The organism is Gordonia sp. AC31, assembly GCF_031844505.1.
Classification (GTDB): Bacteria; Actinomycetota; Actinomycetes; order Mycobacteriales; family Mycobacteriaceae; genus Gordonia; species Gordonia hongkongensis.
The window spans coordinates 138,220-152,912 of sequence record NZ_JAUZVK010000001.1 but is presented as its reverse complement, the minus strand read 5'-3'; the positions used below and the strand labels follow the sequence as shown (position 1 = coordinate 152,912).

Sequence of the window (14,693 nt, the reverse complement as noted above, 5' to 3'; positions counted from 1 at the left end):
GGCAGGTTCGGGAAGATCGCGGTCGGGAACAGACCGGTCGCGTACGGAGAGGATGCGGGGGCAACGCGGTGACACAGATACTCCTCGCGGGGGCGATCGCGATCGCGGTGTCGATCCTGCTGACGCCGGTCCTCATCAAGGTGTTCTCCCGGCAGGGCTTCGGGCAGGAGATCCGGGTCGAGGGCCCACAGAGCCACCAGACCAAGCGCGGGACCCCGTCGATGGGCGGCGTCGCGATCCTGGCCGCCCTCTGGGCCGGCTATTTCGGCGCCCACCTCGTCGGGGTCTTCACCGATGCCGGGAACGGGCCGACCGCCTCCGGACTGCTCGTTCTGGGGCTGGCGACCGCGTTGGGCGTCGTCGGGTTCCTCGACGACATCATCAAGATCCGCAAGCATCGCAATCTCGGTCTGAACAAGACCGCGAAGTCCATCGGGCAGTTCATCGCCGCCATCCTCTTCGGCATCCTGGTGCTGCAGTTCCGCAACGACTACGGCTACACGCCGGCGAGCACGAACCTGTCCTACGTCCGCGACATCGATGCGATCACGCTCGGGTCGGTCGTGTTCGTGGTGTTCTGCTGGCTGGTGGTCGCGGCCTGGTCGAATGCGGTGAACTTCACCGACGGACTCGACGGCCTGGCCGCCGGCTCGATGGCGATGGTCCTGGGCTCCTACGTCCTGGTCACCTTCTTCCAGTTCGTCAACGCCTGTGCGGGCGGCGCGAAACCACCGAGCGAGATCCCCACCGGCTGCTACCAGGTCCGTGACCCCCTCGACCTCGCGCTCATCGCCGTGGCCGGCGGCGGCGCCTGCCTCGGCTTCCTCTGGTGGAATGCGGCGCCCGCCAAGATCTTCATGGGCGACACCGGCTCGCTCGCCCTCGGCGGCATGCTCGCCGGTCTGTCGATCACCACGCGAACGGAGTTGCTCGCGGTCGTCATCGGCGCGCTGTTCGTCGCCGAGATCATGTCGGTGGTGATCCAGATCGCCTTCTTCCGGACCACCGGTCGTCGCGTGTTCCGGATGGCGCCGTTCCATCACCACTTCGAACTCGGTGGCTGGGCGGAGACCACGGTGATCATCAGATTCTGGTTGCTCACCGCCATCGCCTGTGCGCTCGGCCTGTCGCTGTTCTACGGCGAGTTCCTGACCACCAATGGCTGATCGCCCGGCGGCGGTCCCGACCCCCGGGGGGCCCGACCCGCGCGAACTGGCCGGCCGGACCGTGGTGGTCGGCGGGGCCGGGACCGCGGGGTTGTCCGCCACCCGGTTCCTGGTGACGCTCGGCGCGCATGTCCTGCTCGCCGACGACCGGTTCGCCGGTGCTGACGCGCCGCCCGTCGACCGGAACGCCGCGGCCGCGGCGGTCGCCGGGGTCGCCGAGCTGATGTCGCACGGCGTCGAACCGGTCGCCGTCGCGGATCTGCTCACCGGTCCCGGGCGACTGGCGACGGCCACGGTCGTGATCGTGTCACCCGGCTTCGCGCCCACCCACCACCTGGTGGCGGCCGCGGCCACCGCCGGCGTACCGGTCTGGGGCGAGGTCGAACTGGCCTGGCGCGTGGACGTCGCGGGACTGCTGGGCGAACCACGCACCTGGCTTGTCGTGACCGGCACCAACGGCAAGACGACGACCACGTCGATGCTCGCCGTGATCGTCGAGGCATCGGGCCGCACGGGTGCGGCCTGCGGCAACATCGGGCTCCCGGTGCTCGACGCGATGCAGGCCGAGCCCCGGGTGGACGTGCTGTGTGCGGAACTGTCGTCATTCCAGCTGTATTGGGCGCCGTCGGTCCGTCCGCAAGCGGGAGTCGTGCTGAACGTGGCCGAGGATCACCTCGACTGGCATGGGACGTTCGAGGCGTACGCACTTGCCAAGGCGGGAGCGCTGCGCGGTGCGGTGAGTGTCGTCGGACTGGACGACCCGGTCGCGTCCGGCCTGCCCGCCGCGGGCCGCCGCATCGGTTTCACGCTGCGCGATCCGCAGCCCGGACAGCTCGGCGTCGCGAACGGTGTGCTGATCGACCGCGCCTTCGACGCGGGCCGGTTGTACGACGCCGACGAGGTGCGCCCGGCCGGACCGTCGGGTGTCGCCGATGCGCTGGCCGCGTCGGCTCTCGCGCTCGCGGCCGGCATCGGGCCGGAGGCGATACGGGCGGGGCTGGCGTCCTTCCGGCCGGCCGGTCATCGCGGCGAGGTCGTCGCCTCGCGGAACGGGATCGACTTCGTCGACGACTCCAAGGCCACCAACCCCCACGCCGCCCAGGCGGCGGTCGCCGCCTTCGACCGAGTCGTGCTGATCGCGGGCGGTCTGCTCAAGGGTGCGTCGATGGACGAGATGCTCACCGCGGTGGGCGATCGGCTGGCCGGGGTGGTCGCGATCGGCCGTGACCGAGACCTGGTGATCGAGGCGATCGCGCGACACGCCCCAGAAGTCCCAACAGTCACAGTATTCACAGGGGACGATGGCACGGTGAACGTGCATCGTCCGGGACAGGCCGGTCCCCAAGCCTCAGCAGTTGATCTCCCGGGGACGGGCTCCTCGACATCGGTGGCGGTCATGGACCGGGCCGTCGAGGAGGCGTGGGTGCTCGCGGAGGCGAGCCCGTCCGCGCCCGACGCCGTGCTGCTCGCACCCGCGGCGGCCTCGCTGGACATGTTCGCCGGATACGGCGCGCGCGGTGACGCGTTCGCCGCCGCCGCGCGTCGGATCGCCGGCTCGCCCGACACCGGACGCTGAGTCGGATGAGCAGCCGCAACCCGGCCGCGGACAACGACCCCGTCGACGATGCCGATGACCGCAGCGGTCTCGACGGCGTGGGAGACGATGGTGTCCCTGCCGACAACGGGAGCGCTGACGTCGAGACCGGCGGGGACGCCGGTGGCCGGACGCGCACGAAAAACGAACGGCAGAGCGTGAAGCGCGGGACCGGTGGCACGTCGGCACCGGACGACGCCTCGGGCCGCTCCGCGGGTGCGGCAGCAGCGACCGCCGCGTCGATCCCGGCGATCGTGCTCGACGCCATCCGCAACCTGTTGGCACGTCCGCTGGCGTCGTATCAGCTGATTCTCACGATGTCGTTCCTGCTCACCACATTCGGCCTGGTGATGGTGCTCTCGGCGTCGTCGGTCGAGGGGTATTCCAAAGAGGGTTCGGCGTACGGGCTGTTCGCCACGCAGGTGATCTTCGCCCTGCTCGGCCTGGTGGTCTTCTACTTCATGCTGCGGATTCCGGTGCGGCTGCTCCGACGGTTCGCCGCTCCCGCGATGTTCGTCGCGGTGGTGCTGCTGGCGCTGGTCCTCATCCCCGGCGTGGGCACGCTGAGTCAGGGCGCACGCCGCTGGTTCGTCATCTACGGTTTGTCGGTGCAGCCGTCGGAGCTGGTGAAGGTCGCGTTGTGTATCTGGGGTGCGCACCTGCTGGCCTCGCGCCGACGGGACAACGCCTCGCTGCGCGAGCTGCTGGTCCCGCTCGTCCCGGTGGCCATGCTCGTGTGCCTGCTCATCATCCTCGAGCCGAACCTGTCGACGACGATCACCATCGCGATCATCGTCGGTGCGCTGTTGTGGTTCGCGGGACTGCCGGTCAAGGTCTTCGTCTCGTTCGCGGTGTCCGGCATCGCGCTCGCCGTGATCCTCGCCCTGGCCGAGGGCTACCGCTCGCAGCGCGTGATGAGCTTCCTCGGCAACGTCGACGACCCGCAGGGGGCCGGCTATCAGGCGCGCCAGGCGACCTACGCGCTCGCGAACGGCGGGGTCTTCGGCGTGGGCCTCGGCCAGTCGAGTGCCAAGTGGAACTATCTTCCGAACGCGCACAACGACTTCATCTTCGCGATCATCGGCGAGGAGCTCGGGCTCCTCGGCGGGCTCATGGTGGTGTTCCTGTTCGTCGTCCTCGCCTACATCGGCTTCCGGATCGCATCCCGGTCGACCGATCCCTTCCTGCGCCTGATGTCGGCGACCATCACGGTGCTGATCACCGCGCAGGCGTTCATCAACATCGGCTACGTCATCGGATTGCTGCCGGTCACCGGAATCCAGCTGCCGCTGATCTCGGCCGGTGGCACGTCGACGCTGACCGTCCTTGCGATGCTCGGTCTGCTCGCCAACGCCGCGAGGCACGAACCCGAGGCGGTCGCGACGCTCACCGGCGGGTCGCCGAGCCGCGTGGCACGGTGGCTGCGCCTGCCGACGCCGGTGGCCTACCGGCAGACACGGGCGGAGTCGCTGCGCGATCGACTGGACCAGCGTCGCACGGCCGGTCCGCGTCCGACGGCCGGTGCCGGTCGCGGCGGCCGGGGACCGCAGTCGCGTCGCCGTCCGCCGAGCGGGCCCGCGCCGTCGGCCGATGCCGGACGTGGCCGTCGACGCTTCCCGTTGCCCTGGCGGCGTGCCGCCGAGACGTCGCAGCGGCGTGCCGCCCCGTCGCAGTCCGCGCGGGACGAGCGGCGGCAGGGTCGGTCGTCGACGCGATCCGGTGCCGGCGACACCCGAGGAGCCCGGTCGGCGGCCTCCGGCCGGGCGGGTGTCCCGCGCGGGCGGGCCCGGCCGGGGACTTCTTCGCGGAGCGGCGTCGACTACGGTGTCGGGTATCGGGGGAGCGGGTCGTATGTACGCGGCGCCGGGAGCGGAGCGAGCGGGCCGTATGTACGCGGCGCCGGGAGCGGAGCGAGCGGGCCGTATGTACGCGGCGCCGGCCGTCGGTGACCGGCGGCCGGGGCGGCTGAGGTGCGGGCCCGCGACGGGAGATCTCCCGGCCAGAAGCCCGCGACGATTGTGATCGAAAGCTGAAATGGAGTGACGACGCCGGTGAGTTCGGGTGCGGTACAAGCTGATACGACCGGACGGCCGAACGGCCGGCCGTTGTCGGTGGTGGTCGCAGGCGGCGGCACGGCCGGTCACATCGAACCCGCCCTCGCCGTCGCCGACGCGGTCAGTCGCATCGATCCGACGGCCCGTATCACGGCGCTGGGTACCAGTCGGGGCCTCGAAGTCGATCTCGTCCCGGAACGCGGATACGACCTGCAGCTGATCCCGCCGGTGCCGTTGCCGCGCAAACCCGGCCTCGACCTGGCGCGCACCCCCGGCCGTCTGCTGGGTTCGGTGGCCGCCACCCGCAAGGTTCTCGACGAGGTGGACGCCGACGTGGTCATCGGTTTCGGTGGCTACGTCTCCGTGCCGGCGTACCTCGCGGCGCAGATGCACCTGCGCCGACGCAATCGGATCCCGATCGTCATCCATGAGGCCAATGCCTCGGCCGGCATCGCCAACAAGGTCGGTGCCCGGTTCGCCGATCGGGTTCTGGCGGCGGTCGACGGTTCCGGGCTCGATGCGACGGTCGTCGGAATCCCGGTGCGCGGTGTCCTCGCCGAACTGGACCGGCCCGCCCTGCGGGCGAAGGCGCGCCACTACTTCGGACTCGACGACGATGCGCCGACGCTGCTCGTCTTCGGCGGCTCGCAGGGCGCGCAACGACTCAACGACGCCGTGTCGGGCGCGGCGAAGACATTGGGTGAGGCCGGCATCGGCGTGCTGCACGCCTACGGTCCCAAGAACTCGATCGACCCCGCCGTCGTCGACGACGCGCCGCCCTACCGCGCCGTCGGGTATCTCAAACGGATGGATCTCGCGTACGCCGCCGCGGATCTCGTGATGTGCCGGTCCGGCGCGATGACCGTCGCCGAGGTGTCGGCGACCGGGTTGCCCGCGATCTATGTCCCGCTGCCGCACGGGAACGGCGAACAACGACTGAATGCGCTCCCGGTCGTGGAGGCGGGCGGGGGACTGCTCGTCGACGATGCGACGGTGGACGCCGACTGGGTTGCCCGCGAAGTGCCTGCGCTGCTGACGGATACAACTCGGCTGCACGAGATGTCGATCGCTGCTGCGGGCACCGGGCATCGGGACGCCGCGGCAGCGGTGGCCACCGCCGCCATCGAACTCGCGCAGGATTTCCGGGCTGGACGTCGTCGCAGTGGGAGGTCGGCCTGTGAACGATGAGGCCGTGAGCGAAGCGACGGAGACGGACGAGACGGCATCGGCTCCGGGGTCGCTGCCCGATGAGCTGAGCCGCGTCCACATGGTCGGCATCGGCGGCGCCGGGATGTCGGGACTGGCCCGGATCCTGCTGGCCCGCGGGGGACAGGTGTCGGGGTCGGATGCCAAGAACAGTCGCGGCATCCTCGAACTCCGGACCCGCGGCGCCCGGGTGCAGGTCGGGCACGATCCGTCGGCGCTCGACCAGATCCCCGGTGGCCCGTCTGTCGTGGTGACCACTCACGCCGCGATCCCCAAGACCAATCCCGAACTCGTGGCGGCACGGTCGCGCGGCATCCCGATCCTCCTACGGCCCCGCGTCCTGGCCCAGCTGATGGCGGGTCAGCGCAGCCTGCTGATCGCGGGCACCCACGGCAAGACCTCCACGACCTCGATGGCGGTCGTCGCGCTGCAGCATGCCGGGACCGACCCGTCGTTCGCGATCGGCGGCGAGCTGAACGAGTCGGGGACCAACGCCCACCACGGTGGCGACCCGATCTTCGTCGCCGAGGCCGACGAGAGCGACGGCTCGCTGCTGGAGTACACACCCGACGTCGTCGTCGTCACCAACATCGACGCCGACCACCTCGACTTCTTCGGTTCCATCGAGGCCTATGTCGAGGTGTTCGACCGGTTCGTCGCGCGCATCGCGGGCGGCGGGTCGCTCGTCGTGTGCCTCGACGACCCGGGCTCGGCCGCCCTGGCCGGCCGCGTCGCCGAGTCGCTCACCGCGCGCGGGGTGGAGGTCCTTGGATACGGACGGGGGACCCACGCCGCGCTGGCGCCGACCGTCCGCAACGTCGCGACCATGACGTCCTGGGAGCCGCGCGGAGGCGGCGGAGCCGCCACGGTCCGGTTCACCTCCCCGCTCTGCCCGGATGTCGAGGATCGACCGATCGTCCTCCCGCTCCCGGGCGAGCACATGGCGCTCAACGCGATCGCCGCGGTGATCGGTGCCGCCCGGGTGGGTGCGCAGCCCGGCGTCGCGACATCCGACCCATCGACCGGGGCCGGACGGCTCGACGCCATCGTGGCCGGGATCGGCGCGTTCGGCGGTGTCCACCGCCGCTTCGAGTTCCGCGGCCGGCGCGGCGGCGTCGAGGTCATCGACGACTACGCCCATCATCCGACCGAGGTGCGGGCCGTGCTCTCGGCGGCGCAGGACATGGTGTCCGCCCGCGGCGGGCCGAGCGGTTTGCGCGGGCGCGTGATCGCGGTGTTCCAGCCGCACCTCTACTCACGCACCGTCGAGTTCGCCGATGAGTTCGCCGCTGCTCTCGACCTCGCCGACGCAGTGGTCGTCGCCGATGTGTACGGGGCCCGTGAGGCCCCGATCCCGGGAGTCAGCGGGCGCACGATCTCCGACAAGCTGACCGTGCCGGGGATTTTCGCCCCGGACCTGTCGCGGCTGGCCGCGCAGGTCGCGCGACTGGCGCGGTCCGGGGATGTCGTGCTGACCCTGGGGGCGGGCGACATCACCATGCAGGGTCCGGAGATCCTCGACGCCCTGGCCTCGACCTCGACGACCGCCGACACCGCCACCGTGACGGGTTCGGGCGCGACTCCGACCGACGGCCCGGCGGACTCCGACGGCCGGACGGGGCGGGTGTCGTGATCCGCTGGCCGCAGCGCCGCCGGTCGCGCGTGGTCCTCGGCACGCTCATGGTGGTCGCGGCCGGCGTCGGGTTGGTGCTCATCGCCTACCTCACGCCGCTGATGTCGGTGCGCGGCACCGACGTCCGCGACAACGGGTCGATTCCGGCCGACGAGATCCTGCGGGTCGCGGCAGTGCCGTCGGGCACCCCGCTGCTGCAGGTCGACACCCGGGCGGTCGCGCAGCGTGTCGCCACCATCCCGTCCGTCGAATCGGCGCGCGTGCAGCGGAGTTACCCCTCGTCGCTGACCATCACCGTCGTCGAGCGGGTCCCGGTCGTGATCGTGAACAACGGCGACGACGTCCACGTGCTCGACAAGTCCGGGGTGGCGTTCCTCGACTACGACCGCACGCAGGGCGTCCCGCCCGAGGTGCTCAAGCTCCCGGTTCTCGACACCCCGAACCCGGGGCCGGCGGACCCGACCACCAGGGAGACCATCGCGGCGGTGGCGGGCTTGCCCGAATCGTTGGCGCGGCAGGTCATCCGGGTGACCGCGACCTCGCCGGTCGACATCGAGTTCACGCTGTCGGAGAAGCGCACCGTGGTGTGGGGGGACAGCGACCGCGGCGCCGAGAAGGCCCGCACACTGACGCATCTGCTCACCCGCGAGGCGCGGATGTACAACGTGTCGAGTCCCGAGTTCCCGGCCTATCGGTGACGCACGCCGGATCCGGCCGACCCCGAAATCACCGGTCGGGGTGAGGCGGACCCGCGAGACGGAACCGGACGACCCCCGTGGGGCGGTGAAAAGCTGAGGGTTCCGGCGGATTTCGCCACGACTTCCCGACACGCCGAGCGCGGATCTGGATACCGGGGCCTGCGATGCCTAGCGTCATCACCACAACGAGTTACTTGACATAACTCTAAATCTATGGTTCAGGTTTAGGGTTTGTCGCGAGCGGGACGTGGACCGGCCGGTTCACACAGGACATATCGAGACCAGAACTCGAACAACGAGATCGACCACACAAGGAAGGCGAGCGCATGACGCCACCGCACAACTACCTGGCCGTCATCAAGGTCGTCGGCATCGGCGGTGGCGGCGTGAATGCCGTCAACCGCATGATCGAACAGGGACTCAAGGGAGTCGAGTTCATCGCGATCAACACCGACGCCCAGGCGTTGTTGATGAGCGACGCCGACGTCAAGCTCGATGTCGGGCGCGACTCGACACGGGGTCTCGGCGCCGGTGCCGATCCCGAGGTCGGTCGCCGCGCCGCCGAGGACGCGCGCGACGAGATCGAGGAACTGCTCAAGGGCGCCGACATGGTCTTCGTGACCGCGGGCGAGGGCGGCGGGACCGGAACGGGTGGTGCACCCGTGGTCGCGTCGATCGCGCGTAAGCTCGGTGCGCTCACCGTCGGCGTGGTCACCCGGCCGTTCGCCTTCGAGGGCAAGCGGCGCGGCGGACAGGCCGAGGCGGGCATCACCGCTCTGCGCGAGTCCTGCGACACGCTGATCGTGATCCCGAACGACCGTCTGCTGCAGCTCGGCGACGCACAGGTCAGCCTGATGGACGCGTTCCGCAGTGCCGACGAGGTGCTCCTCAACGGCGTGCAGGGCATCACCGACCTCATCACGACGCCGGGCCTGATCAACGTCGACTTCGCCGACGTCAAGGGCGTCATGAGCGATGCCGGCAGCGCGCTGATGGGCATCGGTTCGGCCCGCGGCGAGGAGCGTGCGCGCAAGGCCGCCGAGTCCGCGATCAACTCGCCGCTGCTCGAGGCCTCGATGGAAGGCGCCCGCGGTGTGCTGATCTCGATCGCCGGTGGCAGCGACCTGGGTCTGTTCGAGATCCACAACGCCGCGACCCAGGTGCAGGAGGCCGCGCACGAGGACGCCAACATCATCTTCGGCACGGTGATCGACGACAACCTCGGTGACGAGGTCCGGGTCACGGTCATCGCCGCCGGCTTCGACGGTGGCTCACCCAAGAAGCGGACCGACGTCCCGGCCGCCGCGGGGCGTTCCGCGGTCGGTCAGGGCCAGGCCGGCGCCGTGGCGTCGCCGCCGAAGAACGATCCGCTCTTCGGGGACATGCCGAAGGGTGCGGGCGATCCGTTCGAGCAGGAGCCGGAGCCGCCCCGCCGCAACACCGTTCGGCTCGACGACGACGATGTCGACGTGCCGTCGTTCATGAAGCGCTGAGCCCGCGCATGCGGGTGCGTCGTGTCATCACCACCCGTGCCGGCGGGGTCTCGGTGTCACCGTACGATTCGTTCAATCTCGGTGATCACGTCGGAGACGATCCGGAAGCCGTGGCGGCGAACAGGATTCGGCTGGCCGAGCAGATCGGGGTGGCGGCCGGGTCGGTGGTCTGGATGGAACAGATCCACAGTCGCAACGTCACCGTGGTCGACGGACCGGTTCCCGAGCCGGTGCCCGCCACCGACGCGCTGGTCACGACCACGCCCGGTCTCGCCCTCGCCGTGCTGTCCGCCGACTGCGTCCCGGTACTCCTCAGCGACGACGACGCCGGTGTGATCGCGGGGGTCCATGCGGGCCGCGTCGGCGCCCGGATCGGCATCGTGTCCGCCACCCTGCGCGCAATGGTCGAACTCGGCGCCCGGATCGGGTCCATCGGCGCCTTCCTCGGTCCTGCCGCGAGCGGAGACCACTATGAGGTGCCCGCCGACATGCAGGCCGACGTAGAGAAGCATCTGCCGGGCAGCGCCGTGCGTACCAAGAAGGGCACGGCCGGTCTCGACCTGCGTGCCGGCTTGCGGCGGCAGTTGCTCGAGGCCGGCGTCGCCGGAGTCGCGGTCGACCCGCGGGACACCATCGCCGACCCGAGCCTGTTCAGCCATCGCCGGGGCGCACCCACGGGCCGCCTGGCCTCGGTCATCTGGATGGACCCCGATGGCGATGCACACGGCGACGATGCACCCGGTGAGCGGCGCCCGCTCGGGGAGTGACCCGGTGGCGAGAAGGATGGGGACATGACCGGGTCATCTGATGCGCGCACCGCCGAGCTGGGGAAACGGTTGGCGGCGGTGCGTCGGCGCCTCGACGCCGCGGTCGAGGCCGCCCATCGGCCGGCGGGCTCCTGTCAGCTCCTCGTGGTCACGAAGTTCTTTCCCGCGGATGACGTCCGTCGGTTGCTGCAGCTGGGGGAGCGCGCGTTCGGCGAGTCGCGCGAACCCGAGGCCGGCCGGAAGGTGGCGGAGGTGCTCAGGGACTGGGAGTCCCCGGAGCCCGGCGACGTCCCCGTGTTCGACATGATCGGTTCGGTGCAGTCCAAGAAGGCCCGGTCGGTGGCGCGGTGGGCGCGCGCGGTGCACTCCGTCGACCGCCCGAAGGTCGTCGACGCCCTGGACCGTGCCGCGGTCGCGGCACTCGACGAGGGGGAGCGCGCCGATCCGCTCGGCATCCTGCTCCAGGTCAGCCTCGACGGCGATCCGCAACGCGGCGGCGTCGTCGAAGAGGATCTCCCGGCTCTGGCCGACCGGGTCGTCGAGGCCGATTCACTGCGGTTGCGCGGGCTCATGGTCATCGCCCCGCTGGACGGCGAACCCGGACACTGGATGGCCGAGGCCGCACGCATCCATGAGGCGTTCCGCGGGCGATTCGACGCCGCCGTCGAACTGTCCGCGGGCATGTCCGGGGACATGGAGGAGGCGGTCGCCGCGGGCTCGACATGCGTGCGTGTCGGAACCGCGATCATGGGCGATCGGCCGCTAATCTCTCAGTAATCACATTGGTAACACCAGAACCAAGTGACACACGAAGCGCAGTTAGCTCACTGACCACAGATGCACCATCCGGCACGGCAGCAACCGGCGTCGCACTACCAGAGAGGCCGTCAATGACCACGATGCAGAAGTTCAAGGCTTACTTCGGCATGGTGCCGCCCAGCGAGTACGAGGACGACTACCTCGAGGAGTCGGCCCCGCCGCTGCGGGAGCGGTCTCGTGAGCGCGCCTACCGTGACGACTACTACGGCGACTCCTCCTACGATCCCGGATACGAGCCGTCGTTCCGGGACGCCGGCTACCGCGACGAGATCGCGTACCGCGACGAGCTGTCCGACCGTCACTACGACACCGGCTTCGACCTGGCCCCGGAGTACGCGGCGGAGTTCGCCTACGCCGGCAGTCGCGCGGTGGGCGAGGGGCCGATGCGGGCACCCGCCCGCCTCGAACCGCTGCAGCGTTCGTCGAGTGCGGCCCTGCGCGCCGCCACCGCGCCGCGGTCGATGGGTGCCGACCCCCGCGAACTCGAGCGCGTCTTCGCCGACAGCCCGCTGCAGAAGATCACCACGCTGCGCCCGTCGGACTACAGCGAAGCCCGTACCATCGGGGAGCGTTTCCGCGACGGCAACCCGGTCATCATGGACCTCGTCGACATGAGCAACGACGACGCCAAGCGCCTCGTCGACTTCGCCGCGGGTCTTGCGTTCGCGCTGCGCGGCTCGTTCGACAAGGTGGCCACGAAGGTGTTCCTGCTGTCGCCCGCCGACGTCGACGTGTCGCCCGAGGACCGCCGCAAGATCGCCGAGACGGGCTTCTACAACCACTCCTGACCGGCGTCGGGTACCTCGGTTCGCCGTCGTCCGAGATGTTCAGGCACTCTTGACGCGTGGCTGCGATTTTGTTGAGCGTCTTGTACTACATCCTGCTGATCTTCTGGTTGCTCCTCCTGGGCCGGCTGGTGGTCGAACTGGTCCGCACCTTCGCCCGTGAGTGGCGCCCCACCGGGATCGCGGTGGTCGTCATCGAGATGGTCTTCACCGTGACCGACCCCCCGATCAAGGCGCTGCGTCGCGTTCTCCCCCCGATCCCACTCGGTCCCATCCGGCTCGACCTGTCGCTCATGATCGTGATGCTCGTCGTGATCATCGGCATGAACATCGTCAACGGCCTGCGCGCCGACGCCCTGGCCGAGTCGCTCGCGATCGCCGGCCACCTCGTCCGCCCCTGATCCCCCTGCTCCCTGAGGAGCGCCCGAGCTTGCGGAGGGCGCGTCACGAAGGGCCCGTCCCCTGCGGGCGCACCCTATCGGGCGGCGGGTACCCCGCGTTAGGCAGATGGTCTACCGTTATAAGTCATCTTCGGATGACTGTTTCATTTCAACAGCGCATCGCAGAGATGCGACCAACGGTTCGCGTGTGACAGGATTGGACGCCAGTTACAATTTTTGACTGGTATGAATAGTTAGTGACAACCTGTATCGGTCGAACGACTCACCGTCGCGCGATCCGGGTTGGACGGCCCGCCAACTGAACACAAGTTCACCACCAGACATGAGGGGAACCGACATGCGGCTGACTCCAGCTGATGTGCACAACGTCGCGTTCAGCAAACCGCCCATCGGTAAGCGCGGTTACAACGAGGACGAGGTCGATCAGTTCCTCGACTTCGTCGAAGCCGAACTCGCACGGCTGATCGAAGAGAACACCGACCTCAAGCAGCGCGTCGAGGAGCTCGAGAGCGAGCTCGCCGATGCCCGTTCCGGTGGTGGCGCCCAGGCGGACGACCGGACCCAGATGTTCGCCAAGCCCGCCGCGGCACCCGAGCCGCCCGCCCCGGCGCCGACGCCGGCCCCGCAGGCGACCAACGACGACGCCAACGTGCGTGCCGCACGCGTTCTCGCGCTCGCCCAGGACACCGCGGACCGGCTCACCGGCAGCGCACGCGCCGACGCCGACGCGATGCTGTCCGACGCCCAGACGCGCGCCGACACGCTGGTCTCCGAGGCGCAGACCAAGTCCGATGCCATGCTCGCCGATGCCCGGCAGCGCTCGGAGGCGATCCTCGCCGACGCGCAGACGCGGTCGGAGGCGCAGTTGCGGCAGGCACAGGAACGTGCCGATGCCCTGCAGAGCGACGCCGAGCGCAAGCACAGCGAGATCATGGGCACGATCAACCAGCAGCGCGGTGTGCTGGAAGGCCGGATCGAGCAGCTCAAGACCTTCGAGCGTGAATACCGTACGCGTCTGAAGACCTACCTCGAATCCCAGCTCGAGGAACTCCAGCAGCGTGGCAGCGCGGCGCCTGTCGAGGGCGGCCGACCCGATCAGTCGTTCTCGAACGATCCGGGTAACGGTGGATTCAGCAGCTACTCACCCAGCTGACCTGGGCGGATCGGTGCGCACTAGGCTGGTGATGTGCTGACCTTGGCGCTGGCCGCGACCCTTCTGGGGTTCGTGCTGCTCATCCTCGGTCTCATCACCGGGACCGTGTGGCTGGCCGTGGCCTGCATCGTGGTCTGTTTGGTGGGCCTCGGCTTCCTCCTGGTGGACGTGTTCGCCGGTCGCAAGGGCGAAGCGGCCCGGTCACTGGAAGACATGGTCCCGGGCGCCGGTCGCGACACCGATCCGTCGCACGACGCCGATGACGACGCTGTCACCCGGCACGACCCGGCTGGCGATCGCGGCGACGATACACCGACGCGTCGGTACCCCGACGCCGACGCCCCCGGTGTCGGCGATTCCGAGCCCGCCGGCTATCGGCCCGGGGCCTTCGACCCCGGAATGGCCGCGCCCGCTGGTGCGGTCCCGCCGAATCGTCCTGCTCCCGAGCGTCGTGAGGGCAACCTCGAGGACTATCTGCGTTCGGTCGGCGGCGACAGTCCGAGTGGTGACGGGCCGCCCCGCGGGGCCCCGCCCACCGGTGTCGATGTCGCCGGTGGTGCCCAGGGTCGCCCCGGCCCGCCGCCGGGTTCCCGACCGCCCGGTGTAGGACCGCAGAGCCGACAACCCGGGGTCGGTCAACTATCGTGGACACAACAGCAGGCCCGGCCGCAGCAGGGGCAATTCGGTTCCCCGCAAGCCGGCCCGCCTCCGACGGGCCAACGGCCTCCGGTCGGCCCGCCGTCGGCTCCGCGTCCGTTCGACCCGCAGTCCTCGGGGTGGGCCCCCGACGACGTGCCGGGCGGCGACGCCGCCGGCCCGGACGACTGGACAACAAGTCCCGATGAGTCCGCGCCGCGTCGTCGGCGTGCGGATTTCGATCCGCTTGATCCGAACTGGCATCCGCCGCCGGACTGAGCGCACCCG

13 protein-coding genes are annotated in these 14,693 nt (G+C 70.0%); all 13 read left to right on the top strand.

Translation table 11 applies throughout. From position 1 onward, the window contains the following. The first annotated feature begins 68 nt into the window (after positions 1–68). Positions 69–1,166: a phospho-N-acetylmuramoyl-pentapeptide-transferase gene (gene mraY / locus Q9R39_RS00685; RefSeq protein ID WP_058251712.1), complete on the top strand. Its 1,098-nt coding sequence runs from the start codon at positions 69–71 to the stop codon at positions 1,164–1,166. After that, on the top strand, positions 1,159–2,742 hold the full coding sequence (gene murD / locus Q9R39_RS00680) for a UDP-N-acetylmuramoyl-L-alanine--D-glutamate ligase (protein ID WP_311276951.1): 1,584 nt from the start codon (positions 1,159–1,161) through the stop codon (positions 2,740–2,742). The genes mraY and murD overlap by 8 nt, the downstream gene beginning before the upstream one ends. A gap of 5 nt (positions 2,743–2,747) precedes the next feature. Beyond that, the gene (gene ftsW, locus Q9R39_RS00675) at positions 2,748–4,709 is read left to right on the top strand and encodes a putative lipid II flippase FtsW (protein ID WP_139363016.1); all 1,962 of its coding nucleotides are present in this window, start codon (positions 2,748–2,750) and stop codon (positions 4,707–4,709) included. A gap of 162 nt (positions 4,710–4,871) precedes the next feature. Beyond that, on the top strand, positions 4,872–6,002 hold the full coding sequence (gene murG, locus Q9R39_RS00670; protein WP_078112876.1) for an undecaprenyldiphospho-muramoylpentapeptide beta-N-acetylglucosaminyltransferase: 1,131 nt from the start codon (positions 4,872–4,874) through the stop codon (positions 6,000–6,002). Positions 6,003–6,081: 79 nt separating this feature from the next. Then, on the top strand, positions 6,082–7,653 hold the full coding sequence (murC, locus tag Q9R39_RS00665) for a UDP-N-acetylmuramate--L-alanine ligase (RefSeq protein WP_217700284.1): 1,572 nt from the start codon (positions 6,082–6,084) through the stop codon (positions 7,651–7,653). Next, entirely contained in the window at positions 7,650–8,351 is a 702-nt protein-coding gene (locus tag Q9R39_RS00660) for a cell division protein FtsQ/DivIB (protein WP_065632300.1), read from the top strand. Before murC ends, Q9R39_RS00660 begins: the two co-directional genes overlap by 4 nt. A gap of 326 nt (positions 8,352–8,677) precedes the next feature. Then, on the top strand, positions 8,678–9,844 hold the full coding sequence (ftsZ, locus tag Q9R39_RS00655) for a cell division protein FtsZ (RefSeq protein ID WP_058251716.1): 1,167 nt from the start codon (positions 8,678–8,680) through the stop codon (positions 9,842–9,844). Positions 9,845–9,852: 8 nt separating this feature from the next. Beyond that, a complete protein-coding gene (pgeF, locus tag Q9R39_RS00650; protein ID WP_311276950.1) occupies positions 9,853–10,611 on the top strand; it encodes a peptidoglycan editing factor PgeF in 759 nt (252 codons plus the stop codon). Between the two features lie 24 nt (positions 10,612–10,635). Further along, entirely contained in the window at positions 10,636–11,388 is a 753-nt protein-coding gene (locus Q9R39_RS00645; protein WP_311276949.1) for a YggS family pyridoxal phosphate-dependent enzyme, read from the top strand. 113 nt (positions 11,389–11,501) lie between these two features. After that, positions 11,502–12,218 (top strand): cell division protein SepF, encoded by a 717-nt coding sequence (locus Q9R39_RS00640; protein ID WP_159371041.1) that lies wholly within the window; start codon positions 11,502–11,504, stop codon positions 12,216–12,218. A 56-nt stretch (positions 12,219–12,274) separates the two neighbouring features. Continuing rightward, the gene (locus Q9R39_RS00635) at positions 12,275–12,616 is read left to right on the top strand and encodes a YggT family protein (protein WP_065632304.1); all 342 of its coding nucleotides are present in this window, start codon (positions 12,275–12,277) and stop codon (positions 12,614–12,616) included. Positions 12,617–12,953: 337 nt separating this feature from the next. Continuing rightward, a complete protein-coding gene (locus tag Q9R39_RS00630; RefSeq protein WP_058251721.1) occupies positions 12,954–13,769 on the top strand; it encodes a DivIVA domain-containing protein in 816 nt (271 codons plus the stop codon). Positions 13,770–13,802: 33 nt separating this feature from the next. Further along, positions 13,803–14,684 (top strand): hypothetical protein, encoded by an 882-nt coding sequence (locus Q9R39_RS00625; RefSeq protein ID WP_311276948.1) that lies wholly within the window; start codon positions 13,803–13,805, stop codon positions 14,682–14,684. The last annotated feature ends 9 nt before the right edge of the window (positions 14,685–14,693 follow it).

Coding starts and splice junctions, on each gene's coding strand:
- Q9R39_RS00645 (WP_311276949.1), top strand. CDS start 10,636: ATGACCGGGTCATCTGATGCGCGCACCGCCGAGCTGGGGAAACGGTTG.
- murD (WP_311276951.1), top strand. CDS start 1,159: ATGGCTGATCGCCCGGCGGCGGTCCCGACCCCCGGGGGGCCCGACCCG.
- Q9R39_RS00640 (WP_159371041.1), top strand. CDS start 11,502: ATGACCACGATGCAGAAGTTCAAGGCTTACTTCGGCATGGTGCCGCCC.
- pgeF (WP_311276950.1), top strand. CDS start 9,853: ATGCGGGTGCGTCGTGTCATCACCACCCGTGCCGGCGGGGTCTCGGTG.
- ftsZ (WP_058251716.1), top strand. CDS start 8,678: ATGACGCCACCGCACAACTACCTGGCCGTCATCAAGGTCGTCGGCATC.
- murC (WP_217700284.1), top strand. CDS start 6,082: ATGGTCGGCATCGGCGGCGCCGGGATGTCGGGACTGGCCCGGATCCTG.
- Q9R39_RS00630 (WP_058251721.1), top strand. CDS start 12,954: ATGCGGCTGACTCCAGCTGATGTGCACAACGTCGCGTTCAGCAAACCG.
- ftsW (WP_139363016.1), top strand. CDS start 2,748: ATGAGCAGCCGCAACCCGGCCGCGGACAACGACCCCGTCGACGATGCC.